The sequence below is a fragment of the Peribacillus sp. TE19612 genome (genome assembly GCF_056279465.1).
On sequence record NZ_JBWCCL010000002.1, the window covers coordinates 144,783 to 159,641 of the forward strand.

The 14,859-nt window shown below is 43.7% G+C and carries 12 protein-coding genes and 1 other annotated feature; of the genes, 9 read left to right on the forward strand and 3 right to left on the reverse strand.

Annotated elements, in window-relative coordinates:
• The first annotated feature begins 346 nt into the window (after window positions 1-346).
• A complete protein-coding gene (spoVID, locus tag ACZ9AO_RS04030; protein WP_476108522.1) occupies window positions 347-1,738 on the forward strand; it encodes a stage VI sporulation protein D in 1,392 nt (463 codons plus the stop codon).
• 95 nt (window positions 1,739-1,833) lie between these two features.
• Entirely contained in the window at window positions 1,834-2,904 is a 1,071-nt protein-coding gene (ysxE, locus tag ACZ9AO_RS04035) for a spore coat protein YsxE (RefSeq protein ID WP_226990545.1), read from the forward strand.
• A gap of 56 nt (window positions 2,905-2,960) precedes the next feature.
• On the opposite strand, the gene ACZ9AO_RS04040 is transcribed toward ysxE, so the two are convergent.
• The gene (locus tag ACZ9AO_RS04040) at window positions 2,961-3,152 is read right to left on the reverse strand and encodes a hypothetical protein (RefSeq protein WP_034308896.1); all 192 of its coding nucleotides are present in this window, start codon (window positions 3,150-3,152) and stop codon (window positions 2,961-2,963) included.
• Window positions 3,153-3,378: 226 nt separating this feature from the next.
• Window positions 3,379-3,607 (forward strand) — a binding site (T-box leader).
• 42 nt (window positions 3,608-3,649) lie between these two features.
• Here ACZ9AO_RS04040 and ACZ9AO_RS04045 point away from each other — a divergent pair.
• On the forward strand, window positions 3,650-6,301 hold the full coding sequence (locus ACZ9AO_RS04045; protein ID WP_034308891.1) for a valine--tRNA ligase: 2,652 nt from the start codon (window positions 3,650-3,652) through the stop codon (window positions 6,299-6,301).
• Between the two features lie 56 nt (window positions 6,302-6,357).
• Here ACZ9AO_RS04045 and ACZ9AO_RS04050 read toward each other — a convergent pair whose 3' ends face one another.
• Both ACZ9AO_RS04050 and ACZ9AO_RS04055 read right to left on the reverse strand, forming a co-directional pair.
• Window positions 6,358-7,203: an ATP-grasp domain-containing protein gene (locus ACZ9AO_RS04050; protein ID WP_476108523.1), complete on the reverse strand. Its 846-nt coding sequence runs from the start codon at window positions 7,201-7,203 to the stop codon at window positions 6,358-6,360.
• Window positions 7,172-8,113 carry an ATP-grasp domain-containing protein gene (locus tag ACZ9AO_RS04055; protein ID WP_476108524.1) on the reverse strand — a complete coding sequence of 314 codons (942 nt, stop codon included), beginning with the start codon at window positions 8,111-8,113 and terminating at the stop codon, window positions 7,172-7,174. The genes ACZ9AO_RS04050 and ACZ9AO_RS04055 overlap by 32 nt, the downstream gene beginning before the upstream one ends.
• A gap of 98 nt (window positions 8,114-8,211) precedes the next feature.
• Between ACZ9AO_RS04055 and ACZ9AO_RS04060 the strand changes: the two genes are divergently transcribed.
• The 6 genes from ACZ9AO_RS04060 to ACZ9AO_RS04085 all read left to right on the forward strand — a co-directional run bounded on the left by ACZ9AO_RS04060 (window position 8,212) and on the right by ACZ9AO_RS04085 (window position 14,769).
• Window positions 8,212-9,501 carry a bifunctional folylpolyglutamate synthase/dihydrofolate synthase gene (locus ACZ9AO_RS04060; RefSeq protein WP_476108525.1) on the forward strand — a complete coding sequence of 430 codons (1,290 nt, stop codon included), beginning with the start codon at window positions 8,212-8,214 and terminating at the stop codon, window positions 9,499-9,501.
• Between the two features lie 582 nt (window positions 9,502-10,083).
• Entirely contained in the window at window positions 10,084-10,836 is a 753-nt protein-coding gene (locus ACZ9AO_RS04065; RefSeq protein ID WP_476108526.1) for a prepilin peptidase, read from the forward strand.
• A gap of 307 nt (window positions 10,837-11,143) precedes the next feature.
• A complete protein-coding gene (locus ACZ9AO_RS04070; RefSeq protein WP_251539737.1) occupies window positions 11,144-12,109 on the forward strand; it encodes a hypothetical protein in 966 nt (321 codons plus the stop codon).
• 188 nt (window positions 12,110-12,297) lie between these two features.
• Window positions 12,298-12,867 (forward strand): Maf family protein, encoded by a 570-nt coding sequence (locus tag ACZ9AO_RS04075; RefSeq protein WP_048688933.1) that lies wholly within the window; start codon window positions 12,298-12,300, stop codon window positions 12,865-12,867.
• Window positions 12,868-12,926: 59 nt separating this feature from the next.
• Complete coding sequence (gene radC / locus ACZ9AO_RS04080; protein ID WP_053537324.1) at window positions 12,927-13,601, forward strand: RadC family protein; 675 nt, start codon at window positions 12,927-12,929, stop codon at window positions 13,599-13,601.
• Between the two features lie 148 nt (window positions 13,602-13,749).
• The gene (locus ACZ9AO_RS04085) at window positions 13,750-14,769 is read left to right on the forward strand and encodes a rod shape-determining protein (protein WP_034308871.1); all 1,020 of its coding nucleotides are present in this window, start codon (window positions 13,750-13,752) and stop codon (window positions 14,767-14,769) included.
• Window positions 14,770-14,859: the final 90 nt, after the last annotated feature.

Below are 14,859 nucleotides of genomic sequence, written 5' to 3' on the forward strand. Positions count from 1 at the left end.
CTGGCTACCATTTTTCCAAAAACTTTTGGAGAAAGGCAGCCAGTTTTTTTGAATTCAATCCGTATGTGTAAGAACCGTATTTAATTGGAGGTAGGTCGAAATAATTGGTAGAAAGCAAAATTAATAGGCCGTTGCGAATTAATATGGCGGTAGGTCGAGTCGGATTTTTCAAGCTGAATGTTATTCCCGCTTTATTTTAGCCTGAAAATTGAACCTCCTTCTTTTAAAAGGTTCAGGGAATACCTAAGGAGTGCTGCAAATGAAATTAAGGAATAAACAGCTTCCTGTCTTCATAGATTGATATTGGTATAGGTACCGTTTCATGAAGCTGAAAGGAGGAGTTGTCTTGTCGCAAGAAAATGAATCGTATTTACGATTTTCTTTAGAGGAATCCGTTTGGTTCCAGAAGGGACAGGAAGTGGCTGAGCTATACTCGATTTCCCTTGATCCAAATGTGTCGATTCAAGAAAGTGATCAATATGTTTTTATACGAGGCTCGTTAGATTTAAGCGGTGAATACAAAGACTCGCAAAATGGTGAAGAAGAGGAGTTTTCGCAGACCTTTTTGCCAAAAGCGGTTCAAAAGGTCGAGAGGCATCCCAATGGACTTAATGAGTTCACACACCGTTTTCCGGTTGATATAACGATTCCGAATAATCGGATTGCCTCTTTGGATGAGGTCGATGTCTCGATTCAAAGCTTTGACTATGCCATGCCAGAGCATAACTGCCTGAAATTGCAGGCGGACCTTTTGATAACCGGAATCTATAATGATTCATATGTGGAAGAACGGTTTGATACTGAGCAGGAAGTTGGGGAAACGGAGGATCAGGAAGAAACGGATGGGGAAAATGAGTCATATATTCCTTATGCAGCTGCAGTGCCGCCAATCCCGGATTTTCAGCCCGTTTTCCGTGATGAGGAGGAAGAAGAGTTATACGCGCCTTTTACTGCAGAGTCAAAACGGGTTTCTGAAGCAAATGAAGAAGAAGAAGAGGAACCGATTTATTTAAGCGATCAGCATAATGCTCCCGTTTTTGAAATTCCCGTTTCACCATATCCTGAAGAGGAGGAATGGGAAACGGAAGTGCATAGACAGGAAGAAGTCGAAGCTGTAGAGGAAGAAGTAATTGGTGATCCGCCTGACTCCACGGAAAAGGTACCTTTCATGGGAGAGGCAAAATTGGAGGAAGAACCAAGCAGGCAGGATTCCTTGGAGATTCCTAGAGTGACATTTATAGAAGAAGAACCAAGTCAAGCAACCAATCATCAAAGTAGCCCAGTTTCAAATGTAGAAACCGAGGATGTCATCCGGCAGGAAGACGATGCCGTTGCAGCGGGTCCTATCCTTAATGAGAATGTGAAGGTGGAGCAGGAAGAGGAATCCAATTCGTCCATAAGCGATCTATTCAAAAAGAGGGAAAGGCCTGCGCCTCCGGCTAAGGAGGGTAAGAATTTCAAAGGCAGGAAACAAGCAGCGGAACGTGATGAAAAAGAAATGGCCGATCAGGATGAAAAGCAGCTTTCCATCATGGATTTATTCGGACGGAAACAAGAAGAAGAACTGGTAAGGATGAAGGTTTGCATTGTTCAGCAAGGGGAAACGCTTGATGACTTGGCTCAGCGATATGATGTTACGGTTCAATCGATACTTTTCAGCAATGAATTGGAGTCGAATCAGAACGTCCATGAAGGGCAAGTCATTTATATACCGAAGGCGGTTGCGTATAAGAATTGACCGGGACAGAGAGCAGGGCATATGCTCTGCTCCTGTTTTTTAAATGCTAGAGGAATCGGATTGTTTAGTTTTTTTAGAGAAAGTGAGTGAGTCTCGTGAGGGAAAACGAGAATCAGCAGCCTGCCAATCGGGATCGGGACACGGAGACCGTATTGAAGGAATATGCCATGTATGTACAATATATTGAGGACTTTGGGCGTGTAAAAAAAGTATACAGTGATCGCGGTACATTTGCCTTGAAATCCATGTTACCGCATAACGGCATTGATTTTATCAAAAATGTTCAAAAACTGTATCATCGCGGCTATAATCGAATCGTTCCCATTTATCAAACGATGGATCAGCGTTACGCCGTTCTTCATAATGGACGTTTGTATTACCTGATGCCCTGGCTCAATGATGAAAGGGACGGGGAGCGCGATGAAAAGCATAAGCAATTGTTCAGGGAGCTTGCTCGGATGCATACACTTTCCGTTAAGGAAATACAAGTGGATATTGAGGAACGGGAAGCCCATTATGAGCGGACGCTTGATGCCTGGAATAACGAAAAGGAATTTATAGAAGAGTATATTGTCAGCTGTGAAAAGAAGTGGTATATGTCTCCATTCGAACTGACGGTTTGTTCTTTCTACACTGATATTTCACAGGCGCTGAAGTACTCGATCAAGAAGTTTGAAACCTGGTATGAAAAAACGAAGGATAGTGAAAAGGTTCGAACCGTGGTAACGCACGGAAAGGTTTCTTTGAAGCATTTCGTTTATGATGAGCGGGGATATGGCTACTTCATCAATTTTGAGAATTCGAATACGGCTCCGCCGCATTTCGATTTACTGCCATTTCTCGTTAAATCGGCCAGGACCTATCCTGTCCAATGCGATGACTGTGTTGACTGGCTATATAACTATTTTCGTTATTTTCCGTTAAAAGAAGAAGAATTACTGCTCATGCAAAGTTATCTGGCATTCCCTGGATCAGCTTTGGAATTAGTGAAGGGTTATTCCGATGGCAGGGGCCATCGTTCAGAGCTTGATAATGTTACTCAACTGCAGCGGCAATTTTGGCTATTGAAAAATATTGAATATATGGTGATGAGAATCGAAGAAATCGAACAGAAGAAAAAGGCCGCTGCCGAGGCTGCCAAAGAAGAACAATCACCCCCAAGCTAAATATACATGATTGGATCATCTCCAGTCATGTATATTTTTTTGCTGTAAGGGAATAATTAAATCCATTCGAAATACAAAGACATGGCCAGGAAAATAAACGCGATAAGCAGGAGCATATCGAAGAAAGTCGGGAAAATCAGCGTACGTAATCCTTGGAATACGATAAAGGGGACGATGAACTGCTGGCAGACACCGCGGAATTTTTTCACCCAAGGCGGTAAAGTATAGGGAGTATATCTTCGCTTCATATTATTACCTTCCTTTTTAGGACTTCTTATATTCTATGGGTGGGCAGTGAAAAAGGTGAAACAGCCGTCACATTCACTGTTCCTGGAGGATAAAATAAAGAAAATGAACATGAATGCATCAAATGGGATGATTCCTGAGAAAGTAAGCGAAAAGATGATTGACTGGAGCCCCATGTTTTTTGTACTATATACTATATGCATTCAATGTTTTTACATATGAATATAAATCAATGCAAAGACCGGAAATAGTAAGATGAAATGCACTTTTCAGAGAGGAAACCAAATTGGTGCGAGGTTTCCAGGCAGCAGCATCCGAAGTCGTCCGCGAGCAGTCTTCGTGAACTTCTTAGTAGCGAAGGCCGGTGAAGAGCCGTTATCCGATTTGAGAGCCGAAAGGGATTTTTTTCTTTTTCGGAAAAAAGGTGGCACCGCGAACAACTTCCTTCGTCCTTTTGTGATGATGGAAGTTTTTTTTATGCCCAAAAGGAGGAAATGATATGGAAGAGAACCAAATTTCAATGCCGACTAAATATGATCCGCAGACGATAGAGAAAGGCCGCTACAAATGGTGGCTTGATGGAAAGTTTTTCGAAACGACAGGTGACGATAAAAAAGAACCATATACGATTGTCATCCCGCCGCCTAACGTTACAGGTAAGCTGCATCTTGGCCACGCTTGGGATACGACACTTCAAGATATATTGACACGCATGAAAAGGATGCAGGGCTATGATGTTTTATGGTTACCAGGCATGGACCATGCCGGTATCGCCACTCAAGCGAAAGTAGAACAGAAACTTCGTGCGGATGGCGTGAGCCGTTATGACCTTGGGCGTGAAAAATTCGTGGAAGAGACATGGAAATGGAAAGAGGAATATGCGAGCCATATCCGTGAACAATGGTCAAAGCTAGGTCTTGGACTTGATTATACACGTGAACGTTTCACTCTGGATGAAGGGCTTTCAAAAGCAGTACGCGAAGTGTTCGTTTCGCTTTATAACAAGGGCTTGATTTATCGCGGCGAATACATCATCAACTGGGATCCATCAACGAAAACGGCGTTATCCGATATCGAGGTTATTTACAAAGATGTGCAGGGCGCATTTTACCATATGAAATATCCATTGGTTGACGGATCGGGTGAAATTGAAATTGCCACCACCCGTCCAGAAACGATGCTTGGCGATACTGCTGTTGCTGTACACCCTGAAGATGACCGTTATAAACACTTGATCGGCAAAAAGGTCCGCTTGCCAATTACAGGCCGGGAAATCCCGATTGTCGGTGATGATTATGTCGATATGGAATTCGGTTCAGGCGCGGTCAAAATTACTCCTGCTCATGACCCGAATGACTTCGAAATCGGGAACCGTCACGATTTGGAGCGCATCCTTGTCATGCATGAAGATGGCTCGATGAATGAAAAGGCCGGTAAATATGAAGGCATGGACCGTTTTGAATGCCGTAAGCAAATCGTCAAGGACCTTCAGGAAGAAGGAGTACTCTTCAAAATCGAAGATCACCTTCACTCAGTAGGCCATTCAGAGAGAAGCGGTGCTGTTGTTGAACCATATCTTTCGACGCAATGGTTCGTTAAAATGCAGCCGCTGGCTGATGCTTCCGTTGAGCTTCAAAAAGGAACCGATGAGGAAAAAGTTCATTTCGTACCGGACCGTTTCGAGAAAACGTACCTGCATTGGATGGAAAATATCCGCGACTGGTGCATTTCCCGTCAGCTTTGGTGGGGTCACCGGATTCCCGCCTGGTACCATAAAGAAACAGGTGAAGTGTATGTAGGTCATGAAGAGCCTGCGGACGCTGAAAACTGGGAACAAGATACAGATGTCCTTGATACATGGTTCAGCTCGGCATTATGGCCGTTCTCGACTATGGGCTGGCCTGACAAGGACAGTGTCGATTTCCAACGTTACTATCCAACCGGGGCACTTGTGACAGGCTATGATATTATTTTCTTCTGGGTATCGAGGATGATTTTCCAAGCTCTTGAGTTCACAGGTGAACGACCATTTGAAGATGTGCTGATCCACGGTCTGGTTCGTGACGAACAGGGGCGCAAGATGAGTAAATCGCTTGGCAATGGTGTCGATCCGATGGATGTCATCGATCAATACGGTGCCGATTCCCTGCGTTACTTCTTATCTACGGGCAGCTCGCCAGGCCAGGACCTCCGTTATAGTACGGAAAAAGTCGAAGCAGTTTGGAATTTCTCCAATAAGATTTGGAACGCATCCCGTTTTGCTTTGATGAACATGAATGGCATGACGTATGACGAAATCGATTTAAGTGGTGAGAAGTCTGTGGCCGATAAGTGGATCTTGACGCGTTTGAATGAAACGATTTCCAACGTAACCAGACTTGCGGACCGTTATGAGTTTGGTGAAGTGGGCCGTGTGCTATACAACTTCATTTGGGATGACTTCTGTGACTGGTATATTGAAATGGCGAAGCTTCCGCTATATGGAGAAGACGAAGCGGCTAAGAAAACGACGCGCTCGATCTTGGCGTATGTACTGGATAATACAATGAGATTGTTACACCCGTTCATGCCGTTCATTACCGAAGAAATCTGGCAGAACCTACCGCATCAAGGTGAGTCCATCACTGTTGCCGCTTGGCCGGAAGTGAATGAAGAGTTGACAGATACAGCTGCAGCCGAGGAAATGAAGCTGCTTGTTGAAATCATCCGCTCCGTCCGTAATATCCGTGCTGAGGTGAACACACCGCTAAGCAAAAAAATCAATTTGATTTTAAAAGCGAAAGATGAGGCCATCTTAGCGACATTACAGAAAAACAGCAGCTATATCGAGCGTTTCTGTAATCCTGAACAATTGACGATCGGAATCGAAGTCGAAGAGCCTGCTCAAGCCATGACAGCTGTCGTAACTGGTGTAGAACTAATCCTTCCGCTTACAGGACTGATCAATATTGACGAAGAAGTGAAACGTCTTGAAAAAGAACTCGACAAACTTAATAAAGAAGTTGAGCGTGTACAGAAGAAATTAGGCAACGAGGGCTTCGTTAAAAAGGCGCCGGCAAGCGTCATCGAAGAAGAACGTGCCAAGGAAAAAGACTATAGCGAAAAACGCGACTCTGTAATCCACAGGATCAGCGAACTGAAACAACTGTAAAACAAAAGGATGAACCAGCTTGAAGCCGGTTCATCCTTTTTCTGTTTAAAAGCTATTTAAGAAGAGGATATGCTTTCTTTTATGAATGTAAGGTACTCCCATACGATATTCATATCACTTAGTGCACTTAGTGTCCGGCTCCCGACGACATCCTCAATTTCGTTCAGCATGAGGCTGCCATCTTCGGCAAATATGAAATCGATACCGACCAGGCCGAAATCAAATGACCTCATTACTCTTTCAACAAGGGCTAATTCAGCTGCAGTCAGCTCATATAGCGAAGCCGATCCGCCCAGCGTATAATTTGCCTTGAAACTGGAAGCGGATTCCCTGAGTACAGCAGCCTTCACTTTATTACCAACCACAAAAACGCGGATATCCCTACCGAATAAGCCAGGTTTTTGGACTATCCAATTCCCATCATTCAGTTGGGCAAGATCATCGGCATGCTCGATTAGAAATACTTGTTTCCCGCCGCGGCCGCTAGTTTCTTTAGCAATGAAAGGGAGCTCCATGTCATTGGCACTCGGCTTTCCGTTACAATAAACGGTATCGGCCATTGGAATCCCCAGCGAGGACAAATATTGATGCGTCTTTGCTTTGTCATTCGCGATTTCCGATACGAAGGAGGAGTTAAAGCAAGCAATCCCCAATTGCTCAAGTTGCTTTGTAAAAAAAGGATCGATGGTCCGGACGATGGCAAAGTCCGGCAATGAAATTGGCTGCATCTCATGTTCAACATATAACTTGTTGAAACGATGACCGATCCTAAGGTCTTCCCGAAAGTGAAAGTGTAAATCAAGATCAAGCTTACTGGCTTCGTCAAGCATCCAATCTATGTATCCTTTATTTTTCAAGGCATCCTCACGGTTATAAATCAACCAGCCTGCTTGTTTTTTCATCAGATGCACTTCCTTTTCCTAATTCTTTCAAGATATGATCGAACATGCTATCGGCGATGTTGATGCCTGTACATTCATAAATGTTCAATAAATGCGAATTTGAATTCACTTCGCACAAAAGCGGACCTTCTTCACCAAACAGCAAATCGACGCCAGCGAAGTCGGCACCCAGAATTTGCGCACATCGAATGGCAAGTTGTGCTTCTTCACTGGTGGGGATATATGGTGCAGCCTGCCCCCCGGCAGTCATATTAGCTCGGAAGTCCTGCTCGGAATGACGTTGCATCGCTGCTATGACTTGATTGCCCACGACATTCACGCGAATATCCCGACCTTTACTGTGCTCGATGAATTCCTGGATGATAAATGGTTTGTGGCCAAGATCACGGATCGTCTTTAGTAACTCATCCTCTGTTTGGATTAAATATACTTGTTCCCCAAAAGAACCGTAAGCTTCCTTAACGATAAGAGGATACCCGAGTTCATTGCCGATTTGGATAAAAGCATCCATATTGACCCTTTCAATCCCTTCGTACGTAAAAGGGGGAAATATGGTTTTCGGCATCGGTATCCCATGCCCTGTTAAGGCTTGATGTGTTTTTGCTTTGCTGTCGCATATATCGATTGCTGCACTGCTGTTATATACGGGGATGCCGAGCAATTCCAAATGGCGCGCCAAATGAATGTCTTTATCCATGAACAGAACAAAATCCGGCAGCTTATCAAAGGTTCCTTTAAGCAGCGGCACTCCTTTTTCGATTATGGGCATGAGATCTGAATTGCGGATAAGGGTTGCCATGATATCTTTTCTTTCAGCCGCCTCTTTAATGAACAAAGCTAAACTGGAAAACTTATCATGCTGTAAATAGCCGTTGACGACAATCCAACAGCGGAAATCTGAAGGTTTCATGGTAAAACACTACCTTTCATCTAGGTTAATCGTTCATATATTGATAAAATAATCTTAACGCATAAGAGCGGTATAAAGAAAGAGGAGGCTTCACGATAATGGTTACAACCATGAAAGAAATCAATCAATTTTTTGAACGGCGCCAAGTTCAATTGGGCATGAATTTTGGCCTGTCACGGATGGAAACTTTGTTAACTGAATTAGGCGACCCGCACAAGGAGCTAAAGTATATTCACATTGCAGGGTCCAACGGGAAAGGATCGACACTGCAATATATTAAAGAAATTCTGCTTGCCCAAGGGATTCGGGTCGCTTCCTTCACATCTCCTTATTTAATACGGATGAATGAACAGCTGAAGGTGAATGAGGATGAAATCAGTGATCAGGATTTCATCGATGTCTTCCGGAAGCTTTGGCCGATCATCCATGAGATGGACAGTAAGGGGAATGGTCCCACTCAGTTCGAAATTTTGACTGCCATGGCATTCTCTTATTTTAGCAAAAAGGAAGTCGATTTGGTTTTGATGGAAACCGGTTTGGGAGGCAGGCTTGATACAACGAATGTCATCCAGCCGTTTCTTTCGATCATTACCTCGATCTCTTTGGAACATACGAACATCCTGGGTAACACACTTGGGGAAATTGCTTTTGAGAAGGCAGGCATCATAAAAAGCGGGGCGCCGATCATCAGCGGAGTCACAGCCGGGGAACCAGCAAAAGTAATTGAAGAAAAGGCGTCAGCTCTAGGCGTACCTTATTACCAATTGGGTAAAGAATTTCGTGTTAGCGATATGAAGCAAAGTGAACGTGGGCAAAGTTTCTCATTTTCGCTTGCCGACAGGTCAATCGAAAATGTGGAAATGCAGATGCTGGGCCGTCATCAAATGGAGAATGCGGCACTGGCCATTGCTGCAGTCATTGTAGGAATGGAAAATATCGATGAAAAAAGCATCCTTGAAGGAATAGGGGCAGCGAAATGGGATGGACGCTTTGAAAAAATATCGGATGAGCCATTGGTGATCATTGATGGTGCACATAATCCTGCTGGCATCGACGTACTGAAGGAAACGCTAAAAGTGCATTACCCCGGCTATAAGTACCGATTCGTATTCAGTTCATTTAAAGATAAAAACTATTCCGAGATGCTTCATGGACTGGAAACGGGGGCGATGGAAATCATCATTACCGAATTCGACCACGAACGGGCGGCGGATGCGAAAACGCTTTATGAAAAATGCAGTCATCCAAATAAAAGTATAAATAAGGATTGGCAGGCGGCGATAACGGAAGGCAGAAGGAAAACGGGGGATAAAGAGATTCTTGTCATTACAGGGTCCCTTCATTTCCTTTCACTTGTGAGGGAGTTCCTAATCAGAGAAGATGCCTAAAGGATGTGCATTACCGTAATGAGGCATTTTATCATGGAAACCAAAGCAAAAGCGGTTTGCCTACAGTAGGGGGTTTGTGCAATTTAAACGTTGATTGGAACGTAAGGCACTCGCTTTCCGCGGGCGGTCAGCCCTCGGCGCCTTTGCGCCTGCGGGGTCTCCTCTGGACTCGCTTTTCCCGCAGGAGTCTCGAACACCCGCTCCAATCAACTTTGTTTTAACTTTTATAGAGAACCCCTTTGCCAAAAGTCTTTATTGTTTTCGTGAAATTGAGGCTGTCATTGACTTCACTTTCATTTATGATTTGGTGAAAGATATGTATTCAAAGGTCCTTTTCTCTTGTTAACAGAGCTTCTTGAAAAGAAAAAACTCCAATAGAGTGATTGATAACAAATCACCTAGTTTATTTGTTAAAATATGTTTATATATTGCATTCCATATGAATGTTGAATAGTGGGATCTGCTTAATAAAATGACGGGAGGGATGAGCATGAAGAACCCAATGGTTAATTACATAGCGGAAGGGACTTTTATATCAGGGTTTCAAAGAAAGGCAATCGAATCCTCATGCACTTTGTATAAATGATGGCTATCCATATCTATCTCTTCGTATTGGGCTTAATTTTAGGCTCATTCTTTAACGTTGTCGGTTTAAGTGTTCCAGCTGGTCATTCATTCGCGAATCGTCGCTCCGCCTGCCCTTCTTGCGGGCGTACATTGACATTCTTCGAGTTGATACCGGTTATTTCTTATATGTTGCAAGTCGGTAAATGCCGGGGCTGTAAAGCAAGGATATCCCCCCTTTATCCGGCCGTGGAAATGCTGACCGGTGTTTTGTTTGCCTCTGCTCCGATATTCCTTGGCTGGTCGGGCGAACTGTTGGTTGGCTGGATATTGATTTCATTATTTATGATCATCTTCGTGACTGATGTCGCCTATATGCTCATACCCGATAAAATACTGCTTTTCTTTATAGTGATTTTTATTGTTTTAAGAGTCTCATTTCCACTGACGCCCTGGTGGGATTCAATTGTCGGGGCAGCGGTTGGTTTTAGCCTGCTGTTATCAATCGCGGTCGTGAGTAAGGGTGGCATGGGTGGCGGTGATATCAAGCTGTTTGCAGTGATTGGCTTCGTATTGGGAATGAAAATGGTGCTGTTATCGTTGCTTTTTGCGTGCTTTTATGGGGCATTGCTTGGCATCATCGGGTTGCTGACCGGAATCTTAAAAAAGAAAACCCTTATTGCTTTCGGACCGTATATCGTTTTTGGGACATTGACTGCTTATTTTTGGGGCGATTCGCTATTACATTGGTATGTAACATTTTTAAGATGAGCTTAAAGGACCATCCTGATCCAAGAGGAATTTGTCAAAAATCACCTGTACAATGGCTCAGTAGGGAACCATCCCCATTTGGAGGCAAGAGATTATGAAATGATAGAGGGATGTATGTAATTGGTGAGAGTGATATGGAATGGTTTCATGAAGCAATAGTACCAGTACCTGGAATTCCTTTTTTGTTACCCATATATGAATAGGGAAATTTGACGAAACCTATTAATGACAAGACGACAAAAGTCTTGTTATTTTTTTTTACCTCTATGTTAGGATGAAAAAAATGATCTGGAGGGGAGGAAAAAAATTGGGCAAGCCGGAACAAAGCAAGGGTGTAACGATTAAAATAAATGGGGAAGAAAAAGTATTTGCCGATAAAAAAATTGAAAGTCAAGAGGCGGCGAGTAAGGAGCAGGAACAGGAACAAACTGATGAGAGTTTCGAATGGATACTCCCTGAGGATTCAAATGAAAGCAAGATTGTATTGGTACCCACACCGCCAAAGAAGAAAATGCCGAAGCTCATCGGTTTTGGTACCGGGTCACTGAAAGGCTCGGATAAAAGACCGATCAAGACATTCATGATCGCAGTCATTTGTGCTGTGTTTTTTGGGTCGATTCTTGGCTTGATCGCCGTTAAAACGATTACAAAGGAAAAAGCCGAAGTATCTTCGGTCGAGACCCCGATTCCAACTGAAGCCACCGTTGAAGATAAAAAAGCGGCAGTGACTGAACCGGGAAACCAGCTGAAGACATTCCTTGTACAGGGAGGAGTATTCAGCAGCGAGGATGCGGCAAGGCAAATTCAAAAGAAAATCATTGAAAAGCAGGTTCCTGCTGAAATCTTCAAATTGGAAGAAAGCTATTATCTATTTCTGGGATCGGCAGAGAGTCTAGCTGCAAGTAAAGAACTGGCCTTGTTCTTAAAGTCATATGATGTGGATGTATATTGGAAGGAAATCAATTTTGAAGCGGCCGGGACAAGCCAAGAAGATGAAAAAACCCTCGACAAGATGAAGGCAGTATATGCTTCGTTGGCAGAAACATCCGCAACAAAGCTTCGCGGAAAGGCAGGGACGGTAAACGGGGAAACCCTGAAAAAAAACATGGATGAACTGAAGGCGGGGAAATTATCGCCGGCGTTTTCAAAGATGAACGATGACCTGACTGCTGCGGCAAAGTCGATTGATGAATATGAGACTTCCAAAAATGAAGAAAAGCTATTCCAGGCTCAAGAAAGTCTTCTGAATTTTTTATTGAATTACCAAAAGTAAAGAAAAAAAGGGGGGCTGCCTAATGGGACAAGCCTCCCAATATGAAACCATCTGTGACACCTTTTTTATTTTCCGGGAAATACTTACAGGCATTTGTCGATTCCTAGTAAACAATAATTGTGGATTGCACCATTATTTGATAGGATAGATATGTATCTCCCTATGTAAAGAAAGGTGACTTTTATATTATGCAGCCATTGATTTTAGCTTCTTCATCACCACGTCGTAAAGAACTTCTGCAATTTCTTCAAATCCCCTTTGAAAGCATGAATTCCAATGTTGATGAAAGTATTGATGAAAACATGTGTCCTGATGCAGCGGTGAAAGAACTGGCATCCCGTAAAGCGGAAGCCATCGCAGCAAAATTTCAGGATAGCTGGGTAATCGGCTCTGATACCGTTGTAGTCCTTGATGGTGAGATCTTGGGTAAGCCGGTAAGCAGGGCGGACGGAAAAAGAATGCTGGAAATGTTATCAGGACGGACACATGAAGTATACACAGGTGTCGTCATCCTGTTCGGCAAGCATCGCAGAGTATTCGCAGAAAAAACGGAAGTGACATTTTGGGAGCTGCCAGAAGCTGAAATCGAACGATATCTGGATAGCGGGGAACCTTTTGACAAAGCTGGCGGCTATGGGATTCAAGGATACGGATCTCTTCTTGTCAAACAAATCAAAGGGGACTATTTCTCAGTCGTCGGGCTTCCGGTCTCAAGGCTGGCCCGGGAACTTAAAGCGATGCAGGAAGAGTTAGGATAATCTGATTTCCTCTGGCATCTTCCCTTTTCTAAGGAAGGGTTGATCTTTTGAGCGAAAAAATGTTGATACGGGATTACCCGAAAGAAGAGAGGCCGCGCGAAAGGTTTCTCCAGGACGGGCCGCAAAGTCTTTCCAATCAGGAATTGCTTGCTTTGCTATTGAGGACAGGATCAAGGGAAGAATCAGTCCTGCAACTATCCGGCAGACTTATCAATTCCTTCAAGGGCCTGCGCCTGTTAAAAGAAGCCTCAGTGGAAGAACTGACCGTGATTAAAGGGATTGGTGAAGCAAAAGCGATACAAATCCTGGCCTCTGTCGAACTTGGCAGGAGAATTAACAATTTGAATGACCAAGACCGTTATGTGATTCGATCTCCTGAAGATGGAGCTAATTATTGCATGGAGGAAATGCGGTTTTTATCACAGGAACATTTCGTCTGTCTCTATTTAAATACGAAAAATCAAGTGCTACAAAAAACTACGGTATTCATCGGGAGCCTCAATGCCTCGATCGTGCATCCGCGCGAGGTCTTTAAAGAGGCTTTCAAAAGGTCAGCTGCCTCTATCATTTGTCTTCATAACCACCCCTCCGGAGACCCCTCTCCCAGCAGAGAAGATATTGAAGTGACGAAAAGGTTAGTCGAATGTGGTAAAATAATCGGGATTGAAGTATTGGACCATATCATCATCGGGGAACATAAATATGTTAGCTTGAAGGAAAAAGGTTATTTATGACACTATCAAAATTTTTGACGATACGATATAATATTGTTTATGATTTTTAAAAGAGGAAACTTTTTCAAAACTCTTATTGTCAAAAAACGACAAATTATTATTTGAACTTATAAAAAGGCATTTTTGTTTACGAAAGGGAGATACCATAATGTTTGGAATTGGAGCAAGAGATATAGGGATTGATTTAGGAACGGCGAATACGCTTGTATATGTGAAGGGAAAAGGCATCGCAGTACGTGAACCATCGGTTGTAGCGGTGCAAACAGATACAAAGCAAATCGTTGCAGTCGGAAACGATGCGAAAAACATGATCGGCCGTACACCTGGTAACGTGGTTGCCCTGCGCCCGATGAAGGACGGAGTAATTGCCGATTATGAAACGACGGCTACCATGATGAAGTACTATATGAAGGAAGCTCAAAAGAAGGGCGTATTCGGCAACAAGCCATATGTCATGATTTGTGTGCCTTCTGGAATTACGGCAGTCGAGCAGCGTGCAGTCATCGATGCAGCAAGACAAGCTGGAGCCCGTGACGCATATCCTATCGAAGAACCGTTTGCAGCAGCGATCGGTGCGGACCTTCCCGTTTGGGAGCCTACAGGCAGCATGGTCGTTGATATCGGCGGAGGAACGACGGAAGTGGCCATCATTTCCCTTGGCGGAATCGTTACAAGCCAATCGATCCGTATTGCCGGTGACGAAATGGATGATGCCATTATCGTTTACATCCGTAAGAACTACAATTTGATGATCGGTGAGCGTACTGCTGAAGCGATCAAAATGGAAATTGGGTCTGCTGGAGACACCGAAGGCGTCGAAAACATGGAAATTCGCGGCCGTGACCTATTGACTGGATTACCGAAAACGATCGAAATTACAGCTGAGGAAATATCCAAAGCATTAAGCGACACCGTTTCTGCAATTGTGGATTCCGTGAAAAACACTTTAGAGAAAACACCACCTGAATTAGCCGCTGACATCATGGACAGAGGCATTGTACTGACAGGCGGGGGTGCTTTGCTGCGCAATTTGGATAAAGTCATCAGTGAAGAAACGCAAATGCCGGTGATCATCGCTGAAAATCCGCTGGATTGTGTTGCGATCGGAACGGGAAAAGCGCTGGACCACATTCATTTATTCAAGACTAAATCAAGAGATTCGCGATAAGCATTACTTCTCAAATAGGGCCGGCTCAACAAAAGGTGCAATTTTGAGCCGGTTTTCTTATGTTTTGCTGTTTCATTAAATCCATAGTGT

Coding starts and splice junctions, on each gene's coding strand:
- ACZ9AO_RS04040 (WP_034308896.1), bottom strand. CDS start 3,152: ATGAAGCGAAGATATACTCCCTATACTTTACCGCCTTGGGTGAAAAAA.
- ACZ9AO_RS04045 (WP_034308891.1), top strand. CDS start 3,650: ATGGAAGAGAACCAAATTTCAATGCCGACTAAATATGATCCGCAGACG.
- ACZ9AO_RS04050 (WP_476108523.1), bottom strand. CDS start 7,203: ATGAAAAAACAAGCAGGCTGGTTGATTTATAACCGTGAGGATGCCTTG.
- ACZ9AO_RS04055 (WP_476108524.1), bottom strand. CDS start 8,113: ATGAAACCTTCAGATTTCCGCTGTTGGATTGTCGTCAACGGCTATTTA.
- ACZ9AO_RS04060 (WP_476108525.1), top strand. CDS start 8,212: ATGGTTACAACCATGAAAGAAATCAATCAATTTTTTGAACGGCGCCAA.
- ACZ9AO_RS04065 (WP_476108526.1), top strand. CDS start 10,084: ATGATGGCTATCCATATCTATCTCTTCGTATTGGGCTTAATTTTAGGC.
- ACZ9AO_RS04075 (WP_048688933.1), top strand. CDS start 12,298: ATGCAGCCATTGATTTTAGCTTCTTCATCACCACGTCGTAAAGAACTT.
- radC (WP_053537324.1), top strand. CDS start 12,927: ATGTTGATACGGGATTACCCGAAAGAAGAGAGGCCGCGCGAAAGGTTT.
- ACZ9AO_RS04085 (WP_034308871.1), top strand. CDS start 13,750: ATGTTTGGAATTGGAGCAAGAGATATAGGGATTGATTTAGGAACGGCG.